15 protein-coding genes and 4 pseudogenes are annotated in these 26,069 nt (G+C 70.6%); 4 read left to right on the top strand and 15 right to left on the bottom strand.

Annotated features, from left to right (window positions below; all coding sequences use genetic code 11):
• Nucleotides 1-10: 10 nt before the first annotated feature.
• Together AB0B83_RS23435 and AB0B83_RS23430 are read right to left on the bottom strand one after the other, a co-directional pair.
• Complete coding sequence (locus AB0B83_RS23435; RefSeq protein WP_357579964.1) at nucleotides 11-1,192, bottom strand: acetoin utilization protein AcuC; 1,182 nt, start codon at nucleotides 1,190-1,192, stop codon at nucleotides 11-13.
• A 159-nt stretch (nucleotides 1,193-1,351) separates the two neighbouring features.
• Nucleotides 1,352-2,209: a sulfurtransferase gene (locus AB0B83_RS23430; protein WP_357579963.1), complete on the bottom strand. Its 858-nt coding sequence runs from the start codon at nucleotides 2,207-2,209 to the stop codon at nucleotides 1,352-1,354.
• Nucleotides 2,210-2,306: 97 nt separating this feature from the next.
• On the opposite strand from AB0B83_RS23430, the gene AB0B83_RS23425 reads away from it, so the two are divergent.
• Nucleotides 2,307-2,993 (top strand): metal-dependent transcriptional regulator, encoded by a 687-nt coding sequence (locus AB0B83_RS23425; RefSeq protein WP_132232993.1) that lies wholly within the window; start codon nucleotides 2,307-2,309, stop codon nucleotides 2,991-2,993.
• Between the two features lie 405 nt (nucleotides 2,994-3,398).
• Here the strand turns inward: AB0B83_RS23425 and AB0B83_RS23420 are convergent, their stop codons facing one another.
• The 4 genes from AB0B83_RS23420 to AB0B83_RS23405 form a co-directional block, all read right to left on the bottom strand.
• Complete coding sequence (locus AB0B83_RS23420) at nucleotides 3,399-3,800, bottom strand: hypothetical protein (protein WP_357579962.1); 402 nt, start codon at nucleotides 3,798-3,800, stop codon at nucleotides 3,399-3,401.
• 219 nt (nucleotides 3,801-4,019) lie between these two features.
• Nucleotides 4,020-10,916 (bottom strand): polymorphic toxin-type HINT domain-containing protein, encoded by a 6,897-nt coding sequence (locus AB0B83_RS23415; RefSeq protein WP_357579961.1) that lies wholly within the window; start codon nucleotides 10,914-10,916, stop codon nucleotides 4,020-4,022.
• A gap of 87 nt (nucleotides 10,917-11,003) precedes the next feature.
• On the bottom strand, nucleotides 11,004-14,093 hold the full coding sequence (locus AB0B83_RS23410; RefSeq protein ID WP_357579960.1) for a LamG domain-containing protein: 3,090 nt from the start codon (nucleotides 14,091-14,093) through the stop codon (nucleotides 11,004-11,006).
• 677 nt (nucleotides 14,094-14,770) lie between these two features.
• The gene (locus AB0B83_RS23405; RefSeq protein WP_357579959.1) at nucleotides 14,771-15,013 is read right to left on the bottom strand and encodes a DUF5522 domain-containing protein; all 243 of its coding nucleotides are present in this window, start codon (nucleotides 15,011-15,013) and stop codon (nucleotides 14,771-14,773) included.
• A gap of 277 nt (nucleotides 15,014-15,290) precedes the next feature.
• On the opposite strand from AB0B83_RS23405, the gene AB0B83_RS23400 reads away from it, so the two are divergent.
• Nucleotides 15,291-16,562, top strand: coding sequence for an MFS transporter (locus AB0B83_RS23400; protein ID WP_357579958.1), 1,272 nt, complete (start codon nucleotides 15,291-15,293; stop codon nucleotides 16,560-16,562).
• A 161-nt stretch (nucleotides 16,563-16,723) separates the two neighbouring features.
• On the opposite strand, the gene AB0B83_RS23395 is transcribed toward AB0B83_RS23400, so the two are convergent.
• A complete protein-coding gene (locus tag AB0B83_RS23395; RefSeq protein WP_357579957.1) occupies nucleotides 16,724-16,855 on the bottom strand; it encodes a hypothetical protein in 132 nt (43 codons plus the stop codon).
• A gap of 119 nt (nucleotides 16,856-16,974) precedes the next feature.
• On the opposite strand from AB0B83_RS23395, the gene AB0B83_RS23390 reads away from it, so the two are divergent.
• Nucleotides 16,975-17,292 carry a TraR/DksA C4-type zinc finger protein gene (locus tag AB0B83_RS23390; RefSeq protein WP_151452426.1) on the top strand — a complete coding sequence of 106 codons (318 nt, stop codon included), beginning with the start codon at nucleotides 16,975-16,977 and terminating at the stop codon, nucleotides 17,290-17,292.
• Nucleotides 17,293-17,338: 46 nt separating this feature from the next.
• Here AB0B83_RS23390 and AB0B83_RS23385 read toward each other — a convergent pair whose 3' ends face one another.
• The 7 genes and pseudogenes from AB0B83_RS23385 to nrdR form a co-directional block, all read right to left on the bottom strand.
• Complete coding sequence (locus AB0B83_RS23385; protein WP_357579956.1) at nucleotides 17,339-18,274, bottom strand: DUF2332 domain-containing protein; 936 nt, start codon at nucleotides 18,272-18,274, stop codon at nucleotides 17,339-17,341.
• A 24-nt stretch (nucleotides 18,275-18,298) separates the two neighbouring features.
• Nucleotides 18,299-18,478 carry a hypothetical protein gene (locus AB0B83_RS23380; RefSeq protein WP_132232975.1) on the bottom strand — a complete coding sequence of 60 codons (180 nt, stop codon included), beginning with the start codon at nucleotides 18,476-18,478 and terminating at the stop codon, nucleotides 18,299-18,301.
• Nucleotides 18,475-18,693: a hypothetical protein gene (locus AB0B83_RS23375; RefSeq protein WP_357579955.1), complete on the bottom strand. Its 219-nt coding sequence runs from the start codon at nucleotides 18,691-18,693 to the stop codon at nucleotides 18,475-18,477. Before AB0B83_RS23375 ends, AB0B83_RS23380 begins: the two co-directional genes overlap by 4 nt.
• 807 nt (nucleotides 18,694-19,500) lie before the next feature.
• Nucleotides 19,501-21,918 (bottom strand): annotated as a pseudogene (locus AB0B83_RS23370) (vitamin B12-dependent ribonucleotide reductase); the annotation flags it as partial.
• 189 nt (nucleotides 21,919-22,107) lie between these two features.
• Nucleotides 22,108-22,992: pseudogene (locus tag AB0B83_RS23365) on the bottom strand (LAGLIDADG family homing endonuclease); the annotation flags it as partial.
• A pseudogene (locus tag AB0B83_RS23360) lies at nucleotides 22,993-23,460 on the bottom strand (vitamin B12-dependent ribonucleotide reductase); the annotation flags it as partial.
• Nucleotides 23,461-23,526: 66 nt separating this feature from the next.
• Nucleotides 23,527-24,027, bottom strand: a complete 501-nt coding sequence (gene nrdR, locus AB0B83_RS23355; protein ID WP_132232964.1) for a transcriptional regulator NrdR — start codon at nucleotides 24,025-24,027, stop codon at nucleotides 23,527-23,529.
• A 619-nt stretch (nucleotides 24,028-24,646) separates the two neighbouring features.
• On the opposite strand from nrdR, the gene lexA reads away from it, so the two are divergent.
• Nucleotides 24,647-25,429: a transcriptional repressor LexA gene (gene lexA, locus AB0B83_RS23350; protein ID WP_151452422.1), complete on the top strand. Its 783-nt coding sequence runs from the start codon at nucleotides 24,647-24,649 to the stop codon at nucleotides 25,427-25,429.
• A 469-nt stretch (nucleotides 25,430-25,898) separates the two neighbouring features.
• On the opposite strand, the pseudogene AB0B83_RS23345 reads toward lexA, so the two are convergent.
• Nucleotides 25,899-26,069: pseudogene (locus tag AB0B83_RS23345) on the bottom strand (ABC transporter ATP-binding protein); the annotation flags it as partial.

The raw sequence follows: 26,069 nt of genomic DNA, 5'->3' as shown, positions 1-26,069 counted from the left end.
GCCCGCCGGATCAGTCGCGCGGGTCGTGCGGATCGAGCCCGAACAGCGGGAAGGCGGTCTTGCGGGCCGCCGCGATCGCCCGGTCCACGGCACTCGGCTCGCCGGTCGGCTGCCACGGCTCGTACGCCGGGTCCACGTCGTCGGTCATCCGCAGCGGGATCTGCCGGCCCGGCCGGCGCGCGCCGGCCAGCTCCCGCCATGCCGGCGGGGTCAGCGTCGCCGGGTCGACGGGCTCCCCGGCCGCCACCGCGAGCAGGTGCGTCCAGGCCCGGGGCACCACCTCGACCAGCGCGTACCCGCCGCCGCCGGTGGCCACCCAGCGGCCCTCGCAGAGCTCGTCGGCGAGCGCCCGCAGGGCCAGGTAGGTGGCGCGCTGCCCGTCCACGGAGAGGTTCAGGTCGGCGAGCGGGTCGAGCCGGTGTGCGTCGGCCCCGCACTGCGTCACCAGCACCTGCGGCCGGAACGCGCGCAGCACCGACGGCACCACCGCGTGGAAGGCGCGCTGCCAGCCCGCGTCGTTCAAGCCGGGCGGCAGCGGAAGGTTGACGGCGCTGCCCTCGGCGCCCGGCCCGCCCGTCTCGTCGGGAAAGCCGGTGCCCGGGAAGAGCGCCAGCGGCGTCTCGTGCACGCTGACCGTGAGCACCCGGGGGTCGTTCCAGAAGACCTGCTGCACCCCGTCGCCGTGGTGCACGTCCACGTCCACGTACGCGACCCGCTCCGCGCCCAGGTCGAGCAGGCGGGCGATGGCCACCGCCGGGTCGTTGTAGACGCAGAACCCGGAGGCCCGGGCCGGCATGGCGTGATGCAGGCCGCCGGCCACGTTGACCGCCCGCCTGGCCTCGCCCCGCCAGACCGCCTCGGCCGCCGCCACCGTGGCGCCGGCGACGAGCGCGCTGGACTCGTGCATCCCCTCGAAGACCGGGTTGTCGGAGGTGCCGAGCCCGAAGCCGGCGAAGAGCGGATCGCGGGGGGCGACCTTCACCGCGGCGAGGTAGCGCGGGTCGTGCACGCGGCTCAGCAGCGCGTCGTCGGCCGGCTCCGGCTTCACCAGCCGCACCCCGGGACGCGCGAGGACGCCCAGCTCCCGGGCGAGGGCGAAGGTCAACTCCAGCCGTACCGGGTCGAGGGGATGGTCCCCCATGTCGTAGGCGAGCAGCGACTCGTCCCACACCACCACCGTGTCGTCGGACATGGCCCCATCGTCGCACGCGCACCCCGGCACGCCCACGCACGCGCTGCTCAGCCGCCGGGTGTCGCCCGGCCCCCGGTCCCCGTTGCCCGCTCGGCCGTCTGGTCCCGTCGGCGCCCGTTGCCCGCTCAGCCGTCTGCCCCGCCGGCGCCCGTTGCCCGTTCAGCCGGTCGGGGGCGCTCCGGTGGCCACCGGGCGGGCCGGGTCGGCTACCCAGTTGCTCCACGAGCCGACGTAGAGCGCGGCGTCCGGGCGGCCGGCCAGGTGCAGCGCGAACACGGCCTGCGCGGCGGTCACCCCCGACCCGCAGTACGCCCCCACCGGCCGATCCTCGCCCACCCCGGCGGCGGCGAACCGCTCGCGCAGCGCCTCGGCCGCGGGGAACCGGCCCTCGGCGACGTACTCGCCGGCGGGCAGGTTCACCGCGCCGGGGACGTGACCGGCGACCGGGTCGATCGGCTCAGTCTCGCCCCGGTAGCGGGGCGCGGCGCGCACGTCGAGCAGGACACCGTCGTCGGCCGCGGCCAACCGGGCCGCCTCCCCCGCGTCGAGCACCGGCAACGCCCCGGGCCGCACCTCCACGTCGCCCGGCTCCGGGGTCGGCACCTCCGTGTTGACGGGCAGCCCGGCGGCCAGCCACGCCGGGAAGCCGCCGTGCAGCAGCCGTACCGGCCGGTGGCCCGCCCAGCGCAGGGTCCACCAGGCGCGGGCGGCGGCCATGCCGTCGCCGCCGTCGTACACCACGACGGGACGACCGGCGCGCACGCCGGCGGCCCGCAGCGCGGCCTGGAGGGCGGCGGCGTCGGGCAGCGGGTGGCGGCCGGCGGGGCCGGGCGGCCCGCAGAGCGCGGTGTCCATATCGACGAAGACCGCGCCGGGCAGGTGACCGGCGGCGTAGTCCTCCCGACCCGGCGCGCCGACGAGCCGCCAGCGCACGTCGAGCAGCGTGGGCGGGTCGGGCTGGCCGAGTTCGACCGCGAGCCGACCGGCCTCGACAAGGAGATCATCGGAGGCGGACATGGCGTCCAGTCAACACCATCGCGGCACCGACCTGGCGGTTCGCCGTGGGTCGTTCGCTGAACGCCGAGGTAGCATCGTTGGCCGGAGGTCCGCTGACGTGAAGCATGATCTGGTCGACACGACCGAGATGTACCTCAAGACCATCCTCGAGCTGGAGGAGGAGGGGGTTCCGCCGCTGCGTGCCCGCATCGCCGAACGGCTGGGGCAGAGCGGGCCGACCGTCAGCCAGACCGTCGCCCGGATGGAGCGCGACGGCCTGCTGACCGTCGAGGGCGACCGCCACCTGGCGCTCACCGCGCACGGCCGCAGCAACGCGGTCTCCGTGATGCGCAAGCACCGCCTCGCCGAGCTGCTGCTGGTCAACGTGATCGGGATGCCCTACGAGGAGGCCCACGAGGAGGCCTGCCGGTGGGAGCACGTGATGAGCGACGCCGTCGAGAAGCGGGTCTACGACCTGCTGAACCGGCCGACCCGCTCGCCGTACGGCAACCCGATCCCGGGGCTGGACGAGCTGGGCACGCCGGAGCAGACGACAGCCGCCCCGATCGAGGGCGAGCGCAACCTGGCGTTCCCCGGGCTGTCGGGGCCGGTCGTGGTGCGACGCATCTGCGAGAGCGTGCAGACCGACGCGGACGTGCTCCGGCAGCTGCACGCCGCCGGCGTCGACCCGGGCGCGACCGTCACGGTGGCGCAGGAGCGTGACGGGGTCTCGATTGACCGCTCGGGCGACCGCATCAGGCTGCCGCGCGAGGTGGCCTCCCGGGTCTTCGTCGCCGCCCACTGACCCATCCCGCCCGCGTGCGGTGGGTTCAGACCGCGCGGGTGCGAGCTGTCGGGCCAGGGAGACCAGGGCGGTGGTGAGCTTCTCGGCCTCGGCCGTGTCGGCGTCGCGCGGGTTGGCGTAGCGCAGGGTGGCGAGTCGTCCCTCGGCGGCCAGCCATCCCACCTCCGCAGTGCTGCTCGATCACGCCGAAGTCCAGCAGCCGGCATGCCCCGCCGGACGACGCGGCGGCCACCTCGGCAACGACCGGCGCTGGCGGCGGCCAACTTATCAATCAGGTGCACCGTCTTGCACCACCTCGTCCGCCGACGTTGCCGTCAACTACTGCCATCAGACGCCATTGAGACCACTTCGCCACAGATGAGGAGGCCTCGAATTCGCAGAAGGAAAGGTGAGCGGCAGCCCTGTTCACCACTGACGCCATCTGTCGGTGATCGCATAGCGACTCACGCCGTGGCGGGCCGCCAGCTCACCAACATCAACCCCGCCCTCAGTCAGCACTTCATCGATGAACAGGCAGATCTGCTCTCGCTCGTCGGTGTCGATACTGCCGCCCACCGCCTGCTGATTCACTCTATTCAAAGCCCGAACGACCCGTTCAACAACAGCGAGGATCTGTGCGTCCGACGCTGCCCCTAGTTCCTGCGCTTCAAGCTCGAAGGTCGCCAGGGCAGCATCGACAGCCTCCAGAAAACTTTCGGAGTAAACGCCCAGAAAGGATGCGCAATCAGGACTTATCGCGCCGCCAGCGACAGAGCGAGCCTCTTTCGCTACTTCGCCACGCCAATATTGAGAAGGTCTTTCGGCCATGACGAGATCCTACCGCGCGTTCTGCGACCCGTGATCTCAGAGGCACGCGCAGCCCGAAGCCCACACCCTAACGGATTGCGGGCGCCGTCCGTGACATCGCCCGAGTGACGTGACGGACGGCGCACTGCACCTACCTATTGCTCCGAACCAGGCGGCAAGGGCAGCCTCGACAAATCACGTCAAGGTCTGAGCAGAACCGACCGGTCGCCTCGACAGCCCTCACGGAGCCGGGGCGTTTATTCGATTCAAGAGCGTCCCCCCGCCAATTCCGCCGTAGTAATCGATCAGGGTTTGCTCATGCTGATATATCACCTTCTCACTACCGCCCGGTACCTCAATCCAGTCAAGCTCCCGAACGTCGGAAGACTTATACCCAGAACTCTTCACGGCATGCTTGTCATCACTGAAAGCCCGATGGACCCTGCGGTGAATAGTGTTTGCCTTTGTCGCAGACCCCACATACACCTTTCCGTCACTCATCTTGATGATATATACGCCTTGAGTGTCGGGAACGTCCAACCGGCCAGCGGGCGACTGAGATCCAAACGTTCGGCATCCATTGCTATTGTGAACGAGGACCGGAGTCTCACCCGCCAGAACATGGTACGTGTGGATGTCGTCAACGGTGAGGTTGTATGCAGAACCCCTAGTAGAGGTACCACTAAAGCTGTTGACGGTTACCAGACCGCCAGAGGCTGTCTGCAACCGGTCGCCTCGGTCGAGGGAGTCCGCTCGATCCCACCTACCGTCCGTGGCGTTCCAGAACGGGTGGTCCTCCGTGGTAGTCAGCACTGCCCCGTCAACGGTCAGTGCATGCAGGTTGTCTTCGTGCACCCAGACATGGGTGACCTTGCGATGCCCCTGCTCGCCGCTTTCCGGATCCGTCGCGACTACGACGTCCCCAACCTGGACCTCGCTGATCGGCTTGGTGCTGCCGTCGGCCATCAGAACTTCGGTGTCGCCACTGAAGCTGCACATGCCACCTACGGCGTCGTCGGCAGAGGCTAGGGTTCTCGCGCCTTGCCTGGTCGCAACCGCTCCTGCCGCTTGGGCGGCCGAACCCCCGATGTCGAACTCACACGCCTGCTCGCAGAGGTCCATCGCTCTGTCGGCAGCGAGCTGCTCGATCCACTTCTGGCAGTCCCCCGGCCGCCCCATCTCATGGCACACGTTCATCGCCAGCGCCTGCTCCGCCTGGTTGACGAAGAAGTCGTTCGTCCCGGCCGATTCGGCTTCTGCCCGGAACTGCGCGCGGTGGTACTTGTTCCAGAGCCTGGTGAACTCCGCGAGATCGATGTTCTCCGGGACGGTTACGGTACGACCGAGGGTGCGCGGGTTGTTGACCTTCTTGGGGGCGCTTCCGTTCCTCCCATTGTTTTCGCCCCAGGTCTTGTTGTCCGTGCTGCCGCAGCCATGCGGGCAACCGTCATCCGGGTTGTAGCCGTAGCAGTCGAAGATGGCGCAGTCGTCCGGGATGAGGCCCGTCGGGTCGCTGCTGGTGACCGGGGTGTTGTTGGCGTACGCGTAACCGTTCCACTGCTCGGGATCGGCGAGATCCATGAGCGGGTCGACCGCGACGAACTTGCCGATGGCCGGGTCGTAGGGGCGTGCGCCGATGTTGGTCAGGCCGGTGGTGTCGGGGCCGCCGTCGCGCGTGCCGCCCACGAAGCCGAGCTGGTTCGGCCAGGTGGCGGGCGGCGTGCCGCGCACCCCGCCGTACGGGGTCTGGCGCTGCGGGGTGATCGCCTGGTTGCCTGAGGCGATGGCGAACTGCTGGGTGCCCTGGTGGTCGGTGACGAGCCAGGTGACGCCGGTGCCGGGCTGACGCATGGCGTACATCTGGCCGAGGTGGCTGTAGTAGCGCGTCGCCGACTTGGTGCCGCTGCTGGTCGTGTAGCGGATCTCCAGACCCGGCAGGTAGAGGGTCTTGCCCGTCGGATCGCGCGCGATGAGGCGGGCGCCGTCGGCGTCGTACAGGTAGCTGTGGTTCTTCCCGCCGTCGGTGAGGCCGACGAGCCTGCTCTCGCTGTCCCAGGTCAGTGCCTGGCTGCCGGTCCCGGCCGGGCAGGTGTTGTTGACGGCGGTCGCGCTCGGCCGACAGGTCATGTTGCCCGCCGCGTCGAAACGGTAGTTGCGGGTGCCCGCGCCGGCCCCGGTCGTGACGACCTGCTGAGCCCCGTGGGGCTGGGCCGCACCGGGGGCCGGGTACGTGTAGGTGGATTCGGTGGTCGTGGTGCCGTGCCTGGTCTCCTTGGCCCGGTTGCCGACCGACGTGCCGACCGGATCGAAGGTCCAGGAGTGCCAGTACGGCGCCGGTCCGCCCAGCCCGGTCACCGTCGCCGCGGGTGCGCAGTCGCCGGACGAGGGCGTCCAGGCCGCCGTCAGCCGCCTCGCGTAGTCGTAGTCGAAGCACTGGACGTCGGCCGCGCCGCCGGTCGGGGCGTCGGCGATCCGGGTGATGTTGCCGGCCTCGTCGTAGTCGTACTTCAGATCGGCGACGGGCTGCGGTGTGACCTGCCGGCTCGTGGTCGCCCGTGACAGCCGGCCGGTGCTGTCGTCGTACGTCCAGGAGCGGTCGAGGTAGTTCTGGGCGGTCTGCTGGTAGCGGACGAGGCCCGTCTCGGCGAAGGCGTTGTAGTCGGTGTTGGTGACGTACTGGCCGGCGTTGGGCCAGTTCGTCTTGACCTGCTCGGCGAGGCCGGTCACCTCGTCGTAGGTGAAGGTGAGCTGCTCGCCGCCGAGACTTCCCGCATTCGGGTACGTGGCGGACGCGACGCTCACCCCGTCCGCCTTGTACGAGCGGGTGAAGGTGTAGGTGCCGTTCAGGTTGGCCTCGGAGGCGGGGACGACGTAGTCCTCGCCCAACGACTTGTACAGAGGCGTGTAGCCCCGGACGCGCATCTTGTACTCGTTGACGCCGAGGTCCGTCCAGCGGCTGGTCGACGCCAGCTGGCCCTTCGCGCCGGTGGGGTCGTACGCCCAGGTGGCGCGCTTGTTCGCCGTCGAGATCGAGGTGTCGTAGACGGCGTCCTTACGGCCGAGGCTGTCGTAGTGGTAGACGAGCTTCTTGCCACGCGCGTCGACCGTGTGCTCGAGGTCGCCGTAGTCGTTGTACGTCGACTCCGTACGGCCCCGGTCGGGGTCTTCCGTCGCGGTCTGCCGGCCGCGGATGTCGTACTCGTACGTCCACTCGTTGCCCGCGGCGTCGGCGACCCCGGTGAGCTGCTGCTTCCGGTTGTAGGTGTAGGTGCTGGCGTCGTGCGGCCCGGCGACGGAACCGCCCGAGTGCTGGCGCACCTCGACCGTCTTGCCGGCGGCGTTGGTGATCGTGGTGGTCGGCGTCCCGCCGTCGGGCGGGGTGACGTAGACCCGGTCGCCGCCGTACGCGGTGGTGGTACGCCACTTCTCCTGGCCGCTGGTGGTCAGGATGCTGGCCGTGGTGCGGCCCGCCCGGTCGTACAGGTTCACCGTCTGGCTGTTCGCCTCCCACGCCGCGATCGACTTCAGGTTGGTGCCGGCCGTCAGGTCCGGGTCGTGGTGTCGGCCGTTGGTGTACGCCACCCGCCCGGCGGCGTCGTAGACGGTCTCGCTGAACACGGTGCCGCCACCGGCGACCGCGGGAGTCTGGGTCTGTCGCGGACGGAGCAGACCGTCGGAGAGCGCGTGGCTGGTGACGTACTTGCCCTCGGCGTTCAGTACCCGGGTCGTGACGGCGTTGGCGCCCCCGCTGTTGCGGATGGTGTAGGTGTACTCGTACGAGGGGGTGGCCGGGTTGGCCGGGTCGGTACCCATCGGCCGGTTCGGCAGCCAGACCTTCCGCAGCCGGCCGAGCCCGTCGTACTGCAGGTCGGTCACCCTGCTGTTGGCGTCCGTGGAGCGCTTGGCGAGGCCCCAGCCCGGGATCATGTCCTGGCTCGTCGTCCAGTCCAGGTGGTTCCTGGTCTCCACCTTCGTGACAGGGCCACCGGCCGCCGGGGTGTAGGTCGTGGTCGTCTTGTTCCCACGGATGTCGTAGGCGTCCTTCACCCGGCCGTGGGCGTCGTAGGTCGAGGTGCCCGTGGTCAGCCAGACCGTCCCGCCCGACGGGGACCAGTCCTTCAGCGTCTCGACCTTGGTGGGGTCGCCCTTGGTGGGCGCCACGCCGTACGCCTCGCCGTCGTAGGACGTGCGGACGTCGTTGACGATGTCGTCCTTGCTGGTGGGCGCGGTGCCGCACGGCAGGGCGAAGGTCTCGACCCGGACGGAGGTGGCGAGGATGTTCCTGCCGGCGTTGCGCGCGTACGTCGTCCGCATGCACTGCTCATCGCCGGACTGGGTCACGTCGCCGAGGTCGCTCGCGGTGACCTCCATGCCGTACTCGTCGAAGCCGTTGGTCTTCTTCGTCACCCGCCACCCGCGGCCGGCGTCCAGCTTGACGGCGTTCCAGCTCGTCTGGACGCCGGTGTAGCGGGCGTAGGTGGTGGTCTGGCCCATGTCCCGGGTCGCGGTGGCCGCCGACTGCCACGCCTGGCTGGCCCCCCGCGACACGACATCGGTCTCGACGCCGTTGTAGGTGATCTGCTCGCGGACCTGCCCGGCGAGCGCGTCCTCGTCGTTGACCTGGGGCGCGTCGGCGGCATCCGAGACGTCGCCGTCGCCGTTCAGGTCGAGCGCGGCGAGCGTCGCGGTGCGGGTACCGCCGCTCGGCGCCGCCCGGTCGCCGTGCATGCCCCGGTAGTAGCGGGTCTCGGCCAGGGTCTCCTGACCGTCGGTGCCCTTGCGGACCTGGACCCGCCCGTAGCCCCGGTAGTCGGACCAGGTACGGAACTTGTCCTTGGTCATGCCGTCGTCCGTGGCGTGCCGCCAGGCCGCGCCGCCGAGATAGTCGTACGTGGTGACGACGTCGGTGCCGCCGACGGTGCCGTCCGATTCGTGGATCTCCTCGACGACGTACTTGTGGAAGTAGTCGGTCTCGATGAGGTCCGTGAACGGGTTCTCGCTGAGCACGGGATAGCACCGCAGGGTGTTGCTCTGCGGCGAGGACGGCATGGGCCCGTCGGTGTCGCACTCCGGTTGGGAGTAGACCACCGTGATCTTGCCGCCGGCCTCGGTCCAGATGGTGTTCATCCGCAGCCAGTGCATCGGGGGCTTACCGTCGTCGGTCTTGTCGACCCGGTTGGGCCGCTGCACGAAGTCAAAATTGATCTCCGGCAGCGTCACCGGCTCGCCGATGTGCCCGGTGTGCTGGATCGACTCCAGCCACATGCCGTCGCGGGAGGCGTCGCCGTTCGGCGGGAAGGTGTGCCTCAGGTCCCAGCTCTCCACGTCGCCGGAGACGCCGGCGACCTTCGTGGTGATCTTCGACAGGCGGCGGGTGCTCCAGAAGGTCGGCGAGTACTTGCCGGGGCACTGGGTGCCGGTGCACTCCTGGTCCCAGGGCGTGTCCGGCCAGCGGGCCGGATCGTCGTGGTCGGTGCAGTCCGACAGACACCGGTCGGACGTGGCGAAGAAGACCTGCGCGGTCGGGGTGACGGAACGGTCGGTCGCGCCCCGGTCCCAGGTGCCGTAGTCGATGCGGGTTACGTTCGAGGCCCGGACGTAGGAAACCTCGTCGCTGTCCGTGGCGTTCGCGGCGTACTTGTTGGTCTCCCGGCTGTACCAGAGCGACATGGTGCCGCCGTGGGTGTCCACCACGTAGTCGAGGTTCCAGCGCCACGCCTGCTCGCAGTGGGCGGCGGCGAAGCTGGTGTTCCAGCAGGGCTCGTTCTCGTGGTTGCCGTAGACGCGAACGGTGTTGGTGGAGGCCGTGCCCGTCGTGTGACCGGGCAGGTCGTCGAGCCCGAAGAAGTACTGGGTGCCGTCGGCGGCGGTCACCTTCCAGTGCTCCCCGTTGTTGTCGCCGTTCGCCGCGCCCGCCAGCTTCTCGACCTTCGCCGCGTCGTCGTTCTTCGGACGCCACACGCCGGTCGCCGTGTCCCTGACGAGCTCGGTCGACCGTCCGTTGAGCGAGAGCACCGCGTTGTCGGTGCCCCAGCACTGGTCGCCGACCTGGTCGTCGTTGGTGGCGCCGTTGGCGGTGTCGTCGAAGCAGGGCACGTACCGGCGCTCGATGAAGCCCGGGTTGTAGTCGAAGCCCTCCCCGACCCACGACGGCTGGTTGTTCGAGGCGTCGCTGCGACCGTCGACCGCGCTCGACGAGTACGCCAGCGACACCGTCGGCGTCGGACCCATGGCGGGCGGCACCCGTACGGGGTAGGACCAGGAGAAGTCGCCGCTCGATCCGCCGGCGCTCCAGCTCGACGACGCCTGCAGCGGCGTCGCGCCGTAGTCACCGGCCGAGCCGGATGCGGCGGCGGCCAGGGCGACCAGCGTCGTCGCACCGGCGGAGGAGATCTCCACCTCGGCGGACACCCGGTTGGTCGCCCCGTCGTTGCGCGAGGCGAGCGGACGACCGCCGCATGCCGCCTTCTCCGGCGTGGTCAGCGCGCACTCGGGCAGCGCCACCAGTCGGAGCCGGGTCGACCAGTCCGCCCCGAACGCCGAGGCGAATCCGGAGTAGTCGACCCCCAGGCTCATCCGGCCCGCGCCCGTCCGACCGTCGGCGCGGGCTACCCGCAGCACCACGCCGTCACGCCACCCCGCCGGCACCTTGGCGCGGTCGAGAACCTCGACCCGGGCCCGGCTCACGGCGGCGGCAGTGGCTCGCGGTTCCGCGCTCTTCGCCACCGCCGGACCGACGTACACCGGCAGGGCACCGACCCGAGTCGTCGCGGACGGCGCCGTGACCGGGGGTGCCGTCGCGGCCCGGTTTTCGGGGGCCGGTGCGACGCCCGCCTCCGCCACGCCGGCCGAGGGCCAGGTGACCTTCCCGACGGGCCGCCTGTTCGCGCCCTGTGACAGGTCGGCCGGACGCGGCTTCGACCTGACCGGCTTCGCGGAGACCGGCTTCGGTTGCGTGACGCCGAGGCTGACCGGCGGTGCGGCGGCCGCCGGCCGAGGCTGGGCGGTCAGCGTGGAGGCCAGCATGACGAGAGCCAGGCTCCCGGCCAGACCCATCCGCAGCCGGCTCTCGGGGCGCCAGAACGAGGACCGGGAATCGCGCCGCGCCACGGTGGCCGGCGACGGACGAGCAGACATGGCAAATCTCCGCCGTGAGGGGTGGGCAGTGGTCTGGGCTTCCTGAGTGCGAGGTTTCATACCGCTTCCGGCACCGGTCTCGCGTGCTCAGAGCCCTTCATGGAGTGCGGCGACCTCGCGGTCCGACATGGCTCCCGCGTAAACCTTGATCTGATCCAGGTTTCCCGCGAGGTGTCCCCATGTCGTGTGACCGGCTCCGACATAGAACGGCTCAGAGGAGACGCCGCCGTCGACACCCGTCGCCACCTGTTGCTGTCGCACCCCGTTGAGGTAGAGGCGGACCTCTCCCGCACTCGCATCGAACACACCGGTGACATGTGTCCACTCACCGGGTCTGGTCTGCTCCAGCGAGTCTGCCCACGCTGCCGACCACACCGGTGCACCCGTCGCGGACGGTGTCAGCACAGAGAAGGCCCACCTGTTGCTCGCCGCCACATAGAGGGCGACCGAGCCCTCATCGAGCTCGTTTCTCCCCTGCCGCACGACAACCTGTTCCTTGCCGTTGAGGGATTCGATGCGGACCCAGGCCGACACGGTCAGGGACTGCCCCGTGTTGACGACGGGTCCACTCGCAGCGGCGTAACCGGTCTTGGTGGTTGTCGCGCCGTAGCCGTCGGGCTGCGGGTGGTTCAGCCAGAGCGAGTCGTTGTCGTCGTACGCGTCGCCGGTGAAGCCGACGTTCTGTCCGTCGGAGTACGGGTCGGTGCATCCGTGGAGATCGAGCGACTGACTCCAGTAGCTGGAGCTCACCGGAGACGCGCATCCGGAGGAAAGTCCTCCGCTGAAGTCCCAGTTCGCTACCTGCACCGGCGCCAGGATCCCGGGTATCGCGTTCGTACCCGCCTCGGCGCTGGCGTCGGTGCCCCTCAGATCGTCGATGGTGAGCGCGCGGTTCCACAGGCGAACATCGGTGAGGCCGCCCAACCAGTAGGTGAGCATGTACGGATCGCCGCCTGGCACCTTGTATTGCGCAGCCCCGACGACCAGTGGACCCCCGCCTGCCCACCCGGCCGCCGCTCGCTTGGCGGACCCTGCGAGGTTGCCGTTGACGTAGAGCTCCACCTGTCCGGTGGCCGCGTCGAAGGAACCCGCCAGGTGGGTCCACTTGCCGACCTGCCGAGGGGCGACGGAGACCGAGGACACGACGTGCAGCCAGTTGGGACCCTGGTCAGAGTCGGCGTCAGGAAGAGTGAAGGACCATTTCGGCTCGCCGTTGTGGACGCGGTAGCCGAGGTAGAAGGCACTCAGGCTGGCACCTGACTTGCTGACTGCCGTCCACGTGCTGGTGGGGAGGTCCGGATCTGCATCGCTCGGATCCGCGTCCGCCATCCGCACCCATGCCGAGACACTGAACGACTTGCTCGTATCGAGTGGAACGCTGTTGGTGGAGAGGTATGAGTGGGTGAGGAATGCTGGAGTCGACTCGTTGTGGATCCGGCTGTTGACCGCCCAGCTCACGTTGCCGCTGGGCGTCAGTTGCACCTGGTTGATCACGTCAGAGAAATTGTGACCGTCGATGGTGTCGAGTGGCCAGTGCGCGACCGGCGCGGAGGGGCCGTTCACCAGGAACCGGTGTCCCGTGGTGTCACTGCGCTTGCTGGCACTGTCGACGCTGTAGACCTCCAGCACGTTGTAGCCGAAGCGCCGCGGCGTCAGGGTCACCGTGTACGACGCGCCGGCGGCCACGGTCACCGTCGTCAGCGGGATCGTCTGGCCGGCCCAGCCGTAGACGTACTTCACGGCGTCCTGCGAGCCGGCGCCGAAGGTGAAGGCCCCCGAGACTCCCGGTCCGCCGTGCGCCGAGCCGTCGTCCGGGTACGCCGTCGAGGTCACCGTCGGGGGCAGCGGCTTGGAGACGTCCACCGTGAAGCTGCACCAGGCCGTCCAATCCGAGTACTGGCCCGCCCTGTCCCTGGTCTGCACCTGCCACTCGTACGTCTTGCCCTCCGAGCCGACCCCGAGGCTGATGACACCGGACTCCCCGTAGTTGTTGCCCGGCTTGGTCTGTCCTGTCTTCGCCGTGACCGTCGTGGTGCCCTTCAGCCGGTACTGGAAGTAGCCCACCAGGCTGTCCGTGGCGCCGTCCGCGTCGCCGTAGAACGCCTTCAGCACGGGTGAGGCGGTGCCGATCGTCGCACCGCACGCCTGGCCGGACGTGGTGAGGCCGGTCGGCACGGCTGGCTTGGAGTTGTAGGTGACCTCGAGCCACGCCTTGTTGGTGTAGAACTTCTTCCACCGGCTCTCGAAGTCCTCCCCCACCCCGGACGGATTGCACGCGCACAGACCGACCGTGTAGACGGACCATCCGTTGGTGGCGGCCTGCTGGAGATCCGTGACCACGGCGGTGCTGGAAAATTCCGCGTCGTCGTCGGGCTGGATCGCGCCGCAGCCACCGGCCTCGTTCGCGTTGCCCTCCCACGAGTCGAGGTAGGTGGCGGGCAGCGGCCGGGTCGTCCAGGCCATCCGGCCGCCGCTCGCCACCGTGATGGCGTTCGTCCGGTAGGCGTAGACCCAGGTCGGGTCGCAGGAGTACGAGTGGTCGAGCGTGACCCGGATCGTCCCGCCCAGGATCTGCTTGCCCTTGAGGCCCGACACGGCGAAGTCGTAGTAGGAGCGGTAGCGCTCCCCGTTCCCGCCCTCCGGGTACGGCTGGCGCCCCACCCGGGCCACGGTGGTGTCGTTGTTCTCGCCGTTGCTGGTGGAGTACGCCCACTTCGTCCGCAGCTTCTCGAACTCCGGATCGATGTAGATCGGGTAGGTGAGCCCGGGATCGGCCATCAGTTCGGCGTCGGGGGTGACGGTGAACTGGGCGCCCGACGCGGCGACGCGCACCTTCGCGCTTCGCGAGGTCACCGCCGGCTCGGCGGCGGTGGCCCGTTCGCCCGACGGGGTCTCCAGCCGTGCTGCGGCCTGGGCAGGCAGCACCTCGCCAGCCCGGGCCGGGTCGTCGGAGGAGTCCCACATCCGCGCCGGCGCCGAGGTGGCGACGGTGACCCCTGCGGCGGTCACCAGACGCATGGCGCCACCGGCGGCCTGGGCGATCCTCATGTCCCCGCCGGTGCGGTAGCGCAACGCCTTGATCGCCGGCTGCGCGGCGGCCTCAGGGGTGAGCACCTCCACCACGTGCGTGTAGCCCTCGGCGGTCGCCGTGACGTGCAGGTTGACGTCCTTCAGCACGGACGGGTACGTGGCGGTGGGGCCGTTCACCTGAGGCTTCGGCAACGGTCCCAGCGGCCAGCCGAGGGTGAAGGTCGCCCCGGCCTCCCGCCACGTCACGAGCGGCCCCGTGCCGCCAGTGGAGAACGACACGTCGGCCAGGGTCGCACTCGGAACCAACCTGTCGCCCCGCTGACGCAGGCCGGGGTCGATGGCCGCCCAGGAGCCGTCCGCGCGGCGTACCCGCTGGGGTGCGACCGCCGCGACCAGCTTGCGGACGCCGTCCGGGGCGACGGTGACGTGCGCGTACTCCGTGCGCTCGCTGAGCGCCTCGATCGGCCGGCCGCAGGCCGCCGCCAGCCTGGCTGCCGCCGCCTCGTCCGGCGCCTCGGCGCTGCCACACTCCCGCTGGGGCGCCGGAGCGGGTGCGGCGACGGCTGGCGGAGCCACCACGAGCCCGCTGCCCGAGACGCCGACACTGACGGAAGTCAGCCAGATGAAGGCACGACGCTTCCACGACACGACCACGAGGTCCCCCGAATCACCCGCACGATAGCGAGCGAACTTTAGAGATCCTCTACCCGCCGAGTAAATACCCGACTACAAACTGCTGCCACCAAAGCCTCAGGCACGGACAAAGGCCCACCCCTGGTGGCCGTAGGTAACCCCCTACCTGGGTGGAAGGCCCCTACGGCTGGTCAGTCGTCGACGTACGGGCAGTGCCGGCAGCCGCGCCCGCAGCAGGTGCCGCGCCGGGCCAGGAAACCCGCGCTGAGCACGAAGAGACCGGTTGCCGGGTCGAGGTAGCCCGCCTCGCCGGCGGCCAGGGCGGCGGCGTGCGCGGCCAGGATCCGCTCCCGGTCCGGGTGCTCCGCCGACAGCCGGGACGGGTGCGGCTCGGTCAGCGGCCGGTCCGCCAGCGGTCGTCGCTCTCCGGTCACCGGCGCAGTCTAGAGACCGCTCGTCGGCGCCTGCCCGGGGCGAGGCGTCGGGCCACCGCCGGATCCCGCAGGCCGCGGCGCTGCGGACGGCGGACACGACCACGTGCACGCAGCGCGGCGCGCCGCCCGGCGTGGGAGCGGATAACCAGTGGCGTCGATCCGGGCGGGGCCGGCAGGCTGACCGGATGGACCAGGGACGGGCCGGGCGCCCGCGAGCCGCGTCGGCCCCCGCGAGGTCGGCGGCCTCCCCACGGCGGTCACCCACCGGAAATCCGACGTGACGCAGCAGGCCGCCAGGCCCGCCGGCGGTGCCGCCCCGAAACGGCCCTCGCTGCTGCGCAGCCGCAACTTCGGGCTGCTCCTGGCCGGGCAGACGGTCAGCGAGCTGGGCACCCGGGTCTCCAACGTGGCGGTTCCGCTGCTCGCCGTCGGCACGCTCGACGCCAGCGTCTTCCAGGTCGCGCTGCTGACCGCGCTCGCCTGGCTGCCGTACCTGATCTTCTCCCTGCCCGCCGGGATCCTCGCCGACCGGGTCGACCAGCGGCGGCTGATGGTCGCCTGCGACCTGGGTCGCGCGGCGTTGCTGCTGTCGGTGCCGGTGGTCGCCCTGGTCGACCTGCTCACCCTCGGTTTCCTGTACGCGGTGGTCGGGCTCTCCGGCGTGCTCACCGTCCTGTTCACCGTGGCCCACAAGAGCATGCTGCCGAGGCTGGTACCGCCGGACCGGCTCGTGGACGCCAACGCGAAGCTCACCGTCAGCCAGGACTCCGCCGAGCTCATCGGTCCGACGGTCGGCGGCGTGCTCGTCGGGCTCGTCGGCGCCGCCAGGACCTTTGTCGTCACCGGCCTCGCCTTCGCCGTGAGCGGGTTGACCCTGCTGCTGATCCGGGAGGCCCCGGGCGAGCCCGCGCCCCGGCGCGACCGGGTGCCGCTGCGGGTGGAGATGACCGAAGGGCTGGGCTTCATCCGCCGCCAGCCGATCCTGCGCAGCATCCTCGCCTGCACCACCGCCTCGAACTTCTTCGTCATGGCGTCCGGCTCCATCGAGGTGGTCTTCCTGCTCGAGGAGCTGCACGCCACGCCGGCGCTGGTCGGGCTTGTCTTCTCGGTCAGCGCGGTGGGCGGCCTGGTGGTCGGCGCGTTCGCCGGTCGGTTGACCGCGTGGCTCGGCTCGGCCCGGGTGATCTGGGTGGCGATGGCCGCCCCGGGTCCGCTCTACCTGCTCATGCCGCTGGCTCGGCCCGGCTGGGGGATGCTGCTCTACGGCATCGGCCTGGCCGCGTTCTCCGCCAACGCGGTGCTCTACAACGTGGCCACCCTGACGTACCGGCAGCGGATCACGCCGCCCGCCCTGCTGGGCCGGGTGAACGCGGCGTTCCTCTGGGTCTGTTTCGGCGTGATCCCGCTCGGCGCGCTCACCGGCGGCGCGCTCGCCAGCCAGCTCGGGCTGCGGCCGGCGCTGTGGATCTGCGTCCTCGGCACGTGGAGCGCCGCGCTCTTCGTCGTCCTCTCCCCGCTGCGCCGGATGCGGGACATGCCGGCGGCCTGACCGGTCGACGCCAGCACCGGCTCCGGGCGGAACCTGACGCCGGCCGGTCGGGCCGCACGCCCCGCCGGGTGGCCCCGGGCGCTGGGCCGTCCCCCGTGCGCACGGAAGCACGTTGGCTTTCCGCCCCGCCCGGCCTATGGTGGCTGCATGTGTTCGACCGGTCAGCAGATCAGCACCGCCGTCGTGGTGACGGCGGCGCCCGCTGCTGCCTGCCGGTGTGCCCTGCGGGTGAACGTGGCGACCCGGGTGGTGCGATCCGCGGTCGCGCCGTCGTGCGCCGGCTCGGTCGCCACCCGACTGCCGAGCCCCGCCGGACGTGGCCCTCCGTGAACCGATTGCAACTCTTGCGAACGGCCACCAGGGCGAAGCTATCCAGCTTCGGCCCTTTTTCTTTTTCCCGAGGAGCTACGCCATGACCACACCCACCCAGTCCAGCGAGCAGAAGTGGCTCGACGACCTGCGTACGACGCTGACCAACGACTTCGAGGCGCAGACCGTCCGGCTGACGCAGCTCACCGCCGACACCGGTGACCCGGGCGAGGCGCACACCCAGAGCGCGCTGATCGCCGCCACCCGGCGGAGCATCGAGCAGGTCAGCGGGGCGCTGCGCCGCCTCGCCGAGGGCCGCTACGGCATCTGCGAGCGCTGCTCCGCCGCGATCCCCCGGGAGCGCCTGGAGGTGCTGCCGCACGCCCGCTTCTGCGTGCCCTGCCAGCAGAAGCAGCAGTGACGTACGCGGGCTGCCGTGCCGGTGCACGGCACGGCAGCCCGGTGGGTCACCCGAACCAGGTCATCGCCTGCCCGTGCGGGCTCGTCCAGGCGAGTGGCCGGCCGTCCAACGCGAGCAGGTTGTACAGCGCCTCGTCCGGCGGCTCCGGCAACGCGTCGTGGGGCAGCACGTCCGGGGACTCGTTGGAGATCCAGTGGCCGGGCAGGCGGCGTACCACGTCGGCGAACGCCGTCCGGCGCGGCACCGGCACCTGGTAGAGCACGGAGGTGTGGAACACCACGAGCGTCGCGCCCGCCGGCGCCCGCGCGGCCAGCGCGGGCAGGTCGTCCACCAGGTCGCCGCGCGCGAGCAGCGGCGGGTCGGCCGCGGCGACGGCCGCGGCGGCCCGCAGCCGGGCGCGGCGGTGCGTGTGCTCCGGCCAGATGAGGGCGTCGAGCCAGGCCACGTCCGCCGGCTCGGTCACCCGCAGGGGATTGAGGTCCAGGCCGGCCCGCCACACCACCTCCGGTAGCCGGTCCGGCGGGGCCAGTCCGGTGGCCGCGCAACCGAGGACCGGTTCTCCCACGCCGAGCGCGTGGTCGCCGTAGCGGTAGGCGTACCGGTCGGGGTAGAGGCAGAGCCCGGCGGACGCGCCGACCTCCAGCAACGCCAGCGGCTGCGGCAACGCGGCGAGCACGGGCAGCAGTACGGCACACCGCCCGGGCTCGTTCGTCTGGGTCGCGCGGGTGCGCAGTTCCGCCTCGATCGCCGGCCAGTTCGCCAGCGCGAAGTCGCGGAAGGCCGCCGGGTCGTCGACCGGCCCGCCGAGCAGTCGTACGACGCCGAACAGCAGGTTCGGCTGCCGCCTCGCCGGCGGGAGCGCGGCGAGCAGGGCCAGCAGTTCGTCGTCGCGGGAGACGGCGAGGGACAGGCGCTCGTACGCCGGCGACACGCCGCGCGCCTCCCGGGTGGCGAACTCGACGTAGCTCTGGGCGATCGTCATCTCCTGATGATCGCGGTCGACGCCTCACGGCGTCTTCCCCTGGCGCGGCTTTCTGCGCTGTGAGATCTCCTCCAGGTGCTGGAGCTGGTGCTGGCGCACCATCGCGTCCCAGGCTTCCTGGTCGTAGTCCGGGTCTGGTGGGATCCACTTGTGGGAGCCGTCGCTGTAGTGGAAGCGCTCGTCGCCGCGCCGGATGACGCTCACCGCAGCCACCCCAGGAAGCGCCGGTGCAGCAGTCCGGCGGGCACCCAGGTCAGGTCCTCGGCGGCCCAGACCAGGTAGGACCCCATGTAGAGGGACAGCGACACCGGTGCGCCCTCGAACTCGGCGTGCAGTTCCCTGCGTCGCGTCCCGCACGGCCAAGGGGCGTCGCAGCCGCCGCAGGTCCACAGGGGTGGGACGGGGCCGTGGGTGGTCATGACTCCTCCTCCCCCGGCCAGTGGCCTCGGCCTATCGGGACGCGATGCCGGGCCCGACAGGGCAACTCCGAACCGCATCGACAGAGGCGACGCCACTGTCGCCAGGACCAGACCGGGCGGTGCCGACGGGCCAGGGTGAGCGCCACGGCCAGCAGATAGCCGTCGTACGACACGCGCTTGGGCATGTGACCTCCCGGCGATCCGTCGTCCCGCTGTCACCAGCAGGCCCCGCTACACCACACACCACCCCCTTTGGGGTTGTCAATCTGTAAGTGACAATCGCCAAGACAATGTCGCACTTACCTTCAGGCCGTGAAGCGACCGCGCTTGTACGGGCCTGGCGAGTTGGCCGCCCTGTTCGGCGTGTCGCGTCAGCGGGTTCTACAGATCACCCGTAGGCCTGGCTTCCCGGAACCCATCGCCCGCTTGATCGGGACGACCGTCTGGGACGCTGACGAGGTGGACGAGTGGGCCCGGCACAATCACCCGCCCCGCCCGACCGACGGCGACGAGGACCGCTGACGAGGCGCCGCGCGCGGACACGGCGACGTCCAGGCACATCGCGAAGGTAGCTGGCGCCGACGTCGCGACAACCGCGATCTGGGTTCCGGCCGTGATGCCGCGAGCGAGTCCTCTGCCGTCGTTGCCGATGTCCTGCTTGGTGCCGACCGCATCTGTCACGTCCCAGTCGAGGCGCAGTGAAGCCAGATCGGCGTGCTAACCCCTCGGACACAGGAAGACAGGCGTCCAGCAATGAGCAAGGTGGGCCGGCAGATACCTGCCGGCCCACCTTGAACTACTCGTACGTCAGCTGCAGCCGCTGGTGGAGCCGCAGCCCTCGCAGACGTAGCAGCTGCCGGCCGGGCGCATCTTCGTACCGCAGGTGAAGCAGAGCGGCGCGTCGGCGGCCTTGCCGATCACGGCCTCCAGCAGTTCGGTGCTGGAACCCACGGACGGCGCCGGCTTGGCGGCGGCCACGTCGGCGGTCTCCTGCGCCGGCTGGGCGATCGGGCCGGTCTTCGGCTCGGTCGGCGCCTCGACCGGGGCGGAGGCGGCCATCGCGGTGAGGTCCGCACCGCTCGCCTCCGCCTCCGCCTCGGCCCGGAGCTGGGCGGCCCGCTCGCTGGCGGTGAAGATGCCCAGTTCCGCGCGGCGCTCGTACGGCAGGAAGTCCAGCGCCAGGCGACGGAAGATGTAGTCCATCACCGAGGCGGCCATCCGCACGTCCGGGTCGTCGGTCATGCCGGCCGGCTCGAAGCGCATGTTGGTGAACTTGCTGACGTACGTCTCCAGTGGGACGCCGTACTGGAGACCGATGGAGATGGCCACCGAGAAGGCGTCCATCACGCCGGCCAGGGTCGAGCCCTGCTTCGACATCTTGAGGAAGACCTCGCCGAGGCCGTCGTCCGGGTAGGACGAGGCGGTGAGGTAGCCCTCGGCGCCGCCGACGGAGAAGCTGACCGTCTGGGACGGACGCTTCTTCGGCAGCCGCTTGCGCACCGGACGGTACTCGACGACCTTCTCGACGACCTTCTCCACCTCGGCGGCCGGGGCCTGGATGGTCGCGGCGGCCTTGTTCGGCTTGGCGACCGACAGGGGCTGGCCGACCTTGCAGTTGTCGCGGTAGATCGCCAGCGCCTTGAGGCCGAGCTTCCAGCCCTCGAAGTAGATCTTCTCGACGTCCTCGACCGTGGCCTGCTCCGGCATGTTGACCGTCTTGGAGATGGCGCCGGAGATGAACGGCTGGACGGCCGCCATCATCCGCACGTGGCCCATCGGGGCGATGGACCGCTCGCCCATCGCGCAGTCGAAGACCGGGTAGTGCTCCGGCTTGAGGCCGGGGGCGTCGACAACGTGGCCGTGGTCGGCGATGTGCTCGACGATCGCCTCGACCTGCTCCTCGGGGTAGCCGAGGCTGCGCAGGGCGCGCGGCACGGTCTGGTTGACGATCTGCATCGAGCCGCCGCCGACCAGCTTCTTGAACTTGACAAGCGCCAGGTCCGGCTCCACGCCGGTGGTGTCGCAGTCCATCATCAGGCCGATGGTGCCGGTCGGCGCGAGCACGCTGGCCTGCGAGTTGCGCCAGCCGAACTTGTCACCGATCTTGTTGCCCTGGGTCCACTGCTTCGTCGCCTCGCGGACGATCGCGGTGGCCACGGTGCCCGAGGGCTTGATCTCGTCGTTGGCGGCGGCGTGCTTGCGCATGACCCGCTTGTGCGGCTCGGCGTTGCGGGCGTAGCCGTCGTACGCGCCGACGACGCCGGCCAGCTCCGCCGAGCGGCGGTACGCGGTGCCGGTCATCAGCGAGGTGATCGCCGCGGCGACCGAGCGGCCCTGCTCCGAGTCGTACGGCAGGCCGGAGGCCATCAGCAGGGCGCCCAGGTTGGCGTAGCCGATGCCGAGCTGCCGGTAGGCGCGGGTGGTCTCGCCGATCTTCTCGGTCGGGAAGTCGGCGAAGCAGATCGAGATGTCCATCGCGGTGATGACGAACTCGACGGAGCGGACGAACTTCTCCACCTCGAAGCCGCCGTCGGCGCGGAGGAACTTCATCAGGTTGAGCGAGGCCAGGTTGCACGAGGAGTTGTCCAGGTGCAGGTACTCCGAGCACGGGTTCGACGCGGTGATCCGCCCGGTCTCCGGGCAGGTGTGCCAGTCGTTGATGGTGTCGTCGTACTGGAGGCCGGGGTCGGCGCACTCCCAGGCGGCGTGGGAGATGGTGCGGAACAGGTTCTTGGCGTCGATGGTCTCGATGACCGCGCCGTCGAGCCGGCCGCGCAGATCGAAGCCGCCGCCGTTCTCCACGGCGGTCATGAACTCGTCGGAGACCCGGACGGAGTTGTTGGCGTTCTGGTACTGCACGCTGACGATGTCGGCGCCGCCGAGGTCCATGTCGAACCCGGCGTCGCGCAGCGCGCGGATCTTGTCCTCCTCGCGCGCCTTGGTGACCACGAACTCCTGGATGTCCGGGTGGTCCACGTCGAGGATGACCATCTTCGCCGCGCGCCGGGTGGCGCCGCCGGACTTGATGGTGCCGGCGGAGGCGTCCGCGCCGCGCATGAAGCTGACCGGGCCGGAGGCGTTGCCGCCGGAGGAGAGCAGCTCGCGGGAGGAGCGGATCCGGGACAGGTTCACACCGGAGCCGGAGCCGCCCTTGAAGATCAGCCCCTCCTCCTTGTACCAGTCCAGGATGGAGTCCATCGAGTCGTCGACGGCCAGGATGAAGCAGTTGTGCACCCGAAGATTGCCGGCCAGGAACTCGCCGCTCTCCGTCTGGATGTCGTAGACCTCCATCGTGCCGAGCGGCTCGACGTGGTCGATCTCCAACCGCTTGACGTCGCCAGCCGAGCGGCCGGGCTTGGCGAAGCTCGCCTCGAGCTTGGCCATCTTCTCCGCGCCCACGAACCCGATGTGCGTGGCGAAGAGGTCGCGGTCGCCGTCGTTCTGGATCCGGACCGACCAGCAGTCCTTGCGGTCCGGGCGCGGGTCCGCCTTGCGCCCCACGCGGGAGAAGATCCCGAACCGCAGCAGCAGGCTCTGCACGCCACGGATCAGCTTCTCCGAGACCATGTCCGCCGCGACGAGCGTCGAGTGCTCGCGCGCCGAGACGTAGCCCTCGGCCTGAAAGATGCTGCGCAGGTACGCCGCGACGACCGGCAGCGGCGCGGTGAAGAGCCGCTGCGGCACCTCCATGTCGACGCCGCGCGTCAGCAGGTCCCACTTCTCCACGAACGGACGCAGGTGCTCGCCGTAGAGTCGGGTACGCCGGCAGTCCAACTCGTCGCTCTGCGTCGGCACCGCGCGCTCGTGCCGGTGCGCGGTGCCGAAGACCTCGTCGAGCGCGACGGTGACCCAGTCCGACTCGTCGTCGTTGACCGTCATCGCCTCGATCGTCAGCGACCGGTTCGTGCCCTCGTCGTACTGGCCCACGAACCCGTCGGACTGCAACCAGCCGGCGAGGGCGGCCTCGCGGATCTCCCGCAGGTCGATCTCGCTCTCGCCGTACGCGTACGTGCGGTGCCACTCGAGCTGGTCGCCGGGCTCGAGGGTGCCGGCCTCGACCCAGCTTCCCGTGCCCTGGCCCGTGCTCTTCCACACCACGTGGTCCGGCGTGACGTCGAGCTGGTAGCCGGCCTTGGTGTGCAGCCGGATGACCTCACGCACCCCGTTGGCCTTGACGGCGACGATGCTGGTCAGGCCGCCGTTGCCGTCGTACACCTTGGTGCCGACGGCGTTCTCCTCGACCAGCTTGCCGATCGGCACCAGGCCGGCGGGCGTGCTGACCAGCGAGTCGTACGGCAGGCAGGCGCTGACCTGCTGCGGCGAGGGCGTGCCGACGTTGAACCAGACGGGCGAGTTGAAGCTGAACACCTGGTGCAGCAGCATCCAGGTCAGCTCGTGGGCGAAGATCTCGGCGTCGGCCGGGCCGGCGAAGTAGCCGTACTCCTCACCCGCCGTGCGGTAGGTGGTGACCACCCGGTCGATCAGCTGCCGCAGCGACCACTCCCGCTCCGGGGTGCCCACGGCGCCCCGGAAGTACTTGGTGGTCACGATGTTCGCCGCGTTGACGCTCCACGACTCCGGGAACTCGACGCCACGCTGCTCGAAGTTGACCGAGCCGTCCCGCCAGTTGGTCATGACGATGTCGCGGCGCTCCCAGGCGACCTCGTCGTAGGGGTGCACCCCCTCGGTCGTCCAGACCCGCTCGATCTTGAGCCCCGCGCCGGCCTTGTTGCGTGCCCTGCTGGTTGTCACACCGTCCCCCGACATCTCATCCGCCCCCTCGTCCGCACGGCCACCGCCGCCCGATCCGACTGTCAACAAACTGCGAAGAATTCAACTGGTACGGCCGGCGGCCTCGGCCGCGTCGGCCCCGGCGCCCTCCCGGGCGCGCGCGGCGGCTCGCAGCGTCTCGATCTCGCGCTCGAAGTCGGCGAGCGAGTCGAACGACCGGTAGACGCTGGCGAACCGCATGTAGGCGACCTCGTCCAGGTCCCTAAGGGGACCCAGGATGGCCAGCCCCACCTCGTGGCTGGGGATCTCGGCGGCCCCCTTGGCCCGGACGGTCTCCTCGACCTTCTGCGCGAGCAGCGCGAGCGAGTCGTCGTCCACGGGCCGGCCCTGGCACGCCTTGCGCACCCCGCCGACGATCTTCGTGCGGCTGAACGGCTCGGTCACCCCGCTGCGCTTGACGACCGCGAGGACCGCCTCCTCGACGGTGGTGAACCGCTTGCCGCACTCCGGGCAGGATCGCCGCCGGCGGATCAACTGGCCGTCGTCGGCCTCCCGCGAGTCGACCACCCGGGAGTCGGCGTGCCGGCAGTACGGACACCGCATCGCACCCGACCTCCTTCGTCGATCGCGGGTCCGCCGACCGCTCGCCGGGCACGCGTCAGCGCGACGGAGCCATCTGTCGATGGTCTTCGCCGTGTCGACGGTGCCGGAGTGCGGTGGGTAGTCGAACCCAACCTGTAGGCGACTTACGCCCGTGTGACTACTACATCTAGGGGTTGACCGTAGGCCGCTGCGGATCGGAGGTCAAGTTGGCCGGCGTGTCCGGCGCGTCACCCGACTCCGGGATCGACCGGCACCGCCGCCCGCCGCAGGACCAACCGTCCGACGCCCCCACGGGTTACCGGTCCGGCCGGGACGAAACGGCCGACGATCGGACGAATGTCGAACACCCGTTCGACCAGGCGTACCATTTATCAGAACACGAGTACGACCGGAGCGGTTTTTCACCCCGACACGCCGAGCAAGGTCGTACAGATGTTTGAAAATGACCGATCTCACCTATACGGTCTTGAACAACCGGGCGCGGAATTCTCCGTCCACCGGTCACCCTGCATCACCGCACGCACCAGCACCACCGCACGCATCAGCACCACCGCAGAACAGCACCACCGCACGCACCACGAGCCGCCAAGGCACCCAGCGCCGACCAGGGAGGACGGACGTGACCGAGGATCGGGCCAGCCGGCCGAAGAGCCCGCAGCAGATCACCGAGGCGGGACCGCCGGCCACCCGACGCCGGGGCGCCGCGCGCAGCCGGACCGGGCAGCCCGCCGTGCGCCCGGTCACCCCGGTGGTCAGTGCCTTCCCCGACCCCGCGACGGTGGATCTCACCGCCCGGCAGCGCCGGATCCTGGAGTTCATCCGCAGCTGGGTCGAGCGGCACGGCTACCCGCCGAGCGTGCGCGAGATCGGCGAGGCCGTCGGCCTGGTCTCGCCGTCCAGCGTCGCCTACCAGCTCAAGGAGCTGGAGAAGAAGGGCTTCCTGCGCCGCGACCCCAACCGGCCGCGCGCCGTGGACGTCCGGGCGCCCGCCGAGGTCGACGACGAACTGGCCCGCTCGCAGCGTCCCGCCCCAGCCTACGTGCCGATGCTGGGCCGGATCGCGGCCGGTGGCCCGATCCTGGCCGAGCAGGCCGTGGAGGACATCTTCCCCCTCCCCCGCGAGCTGGTGGGTGAGGGCGAGGTCTTCATGCTCCAGGTCAAGGGCGACTCGATGCTGGACGCGGCGATCTGCGACGGCGACTGGGTCGTGGTCCGGCAGCAGCCGACCGCCGAGGCCGGCGACATCGTCGCCGCCATGCTCGACGGCGAGGCGACCGTGAAGACCTACCGCCGCCGCGACGGGCACGTCTGGCTCATGCCGCAGAACCCGGCCTTCGACCCGATCCCCGGCGACGACGCCACGATCATGGGCCGGGTCGTCGCGGTGCTGCGCCGCATCTGATCCGCCACCGCGCCGGGTGGCCGCCCTCGGCGGTCACCCGGGTGCCGTGCCGCTCAGCTGCGGGTCCTGAGCGGCCGTTGCGCCTCCGGCAGGCCCAGCGCCCCAGTAGCGGTCGCTCCGGCAGGCCCAGCGCCCCAGTAGCGGTCGCTCCGGCAGGCCCAGCCTCAGTAGCCGTCGCTCCGGCAGGCCCAGCCTCAGTAGCGGTCACCTCGGTAGCGGTCGCCCCGGTAACCCCGGCCACCACCGGGCACGTGACCGTAACCGCGACCGTCGTCGGGGCCGTCGTCGCGCCGGCGGACCGGCCGCTGGCCACGGGGATCCGACTCGTCGCCCCGACGCGGCGGCTCCGCCCGGCCACCGCCGTAGACGCCGCCGCCCGGCTGCCCGCCGCCACCGTAGACACCGCCACCGGGACGACCGCCGCCCTGGCGACCGCCGCCACCACCCTGGCGTCCGCCACCGCCCTGACGGCCACCGTCGCCGCCCTGGCGGCCACCACCCTGCCGGCCGCCGCTCCCCTGGCGTCCACCGCCACCCGGCGGCGGAACACCCGGCAGCTCCGGGTCCGTCATCAGCGCCCGGGCGATCTGCACCCGCTTGCGCTCCCCCTCGGAGAGGGTGCCGTAGGCGCGTTCGGCGA

Origin of the sequence: Micromonospora sp. NPDC049060 (assembly GCF_040649055.1) — a bacterium.
Taxonomy (GTDB): Bacteria; Actinomycetota; Actinomycetes; order Mycobacteriales; family Micromonosporaceae; genus Micromonospora; species Micromonospora reichwaldensis.
Note: the sequence above shows the minus strand (reverse complement) of the source record. Positions and strands in the feature narration are given on the sequence as shown.

Coding starts and splice junctions, on each gene's coding strand:
- AB0B83_RS23435 (WP_357579964.1), bottom strand. CDS start 1,192: ATGTCCGACGACACGGTGGTGGTGTGGGACGAGTCGCTGCTCGCCTAC.
- AB0B83_RS23430 (WP_357579963.1), bottom strand. CDS start 2,209: ATGTCCGCCTCCGATGATCTCCTTGTCGAGGCCGGTCGGCTCGCGGTC.
- AB0B83_RS23420 (WP_357579962.1), bottom strand. CDS start 3,800: ATGGCCGAAAGACCTTCTCAATATTGGCGTGGCGAAGTAGCGAAAGAG.
- AB0B83_RS23415 (WP_357579961.1), bottom strand. CDS start 10,916: ATGTCTGCTCGTCCGTCGCCGGCCACCGTGGCGCGGCGCGATTCCCGG.
- AB0B83_RS23390 (WP_151452426.1), top strand. CDS start 16,975: ATGACCACACCCACCCAGTCCAGCGAGCAGAAGTGGCTCGACGACCTG.
- AB0B83_RS23385 (WP_357579956.1), bottom strand. CDS start 18,274: ATGACGATCGCCCAGAGCTACGTCGAGTTCGCCACCCGGGAGGCGCGC.
- AB0B83_RS23375 (WP_357579955.1), bottom strand. CDS start 18,693: ATGACCACCCACGGCCCCGTCCCACCCCTGTGGACCTGCGGCGGCTGC.
- nrdR (WP_132232964.1), bottom strand. CDS start 24,027: ATGCGGTGTCCGTACTGCCGGCACGCCGACTCCCGGGTGGTCGACTCG.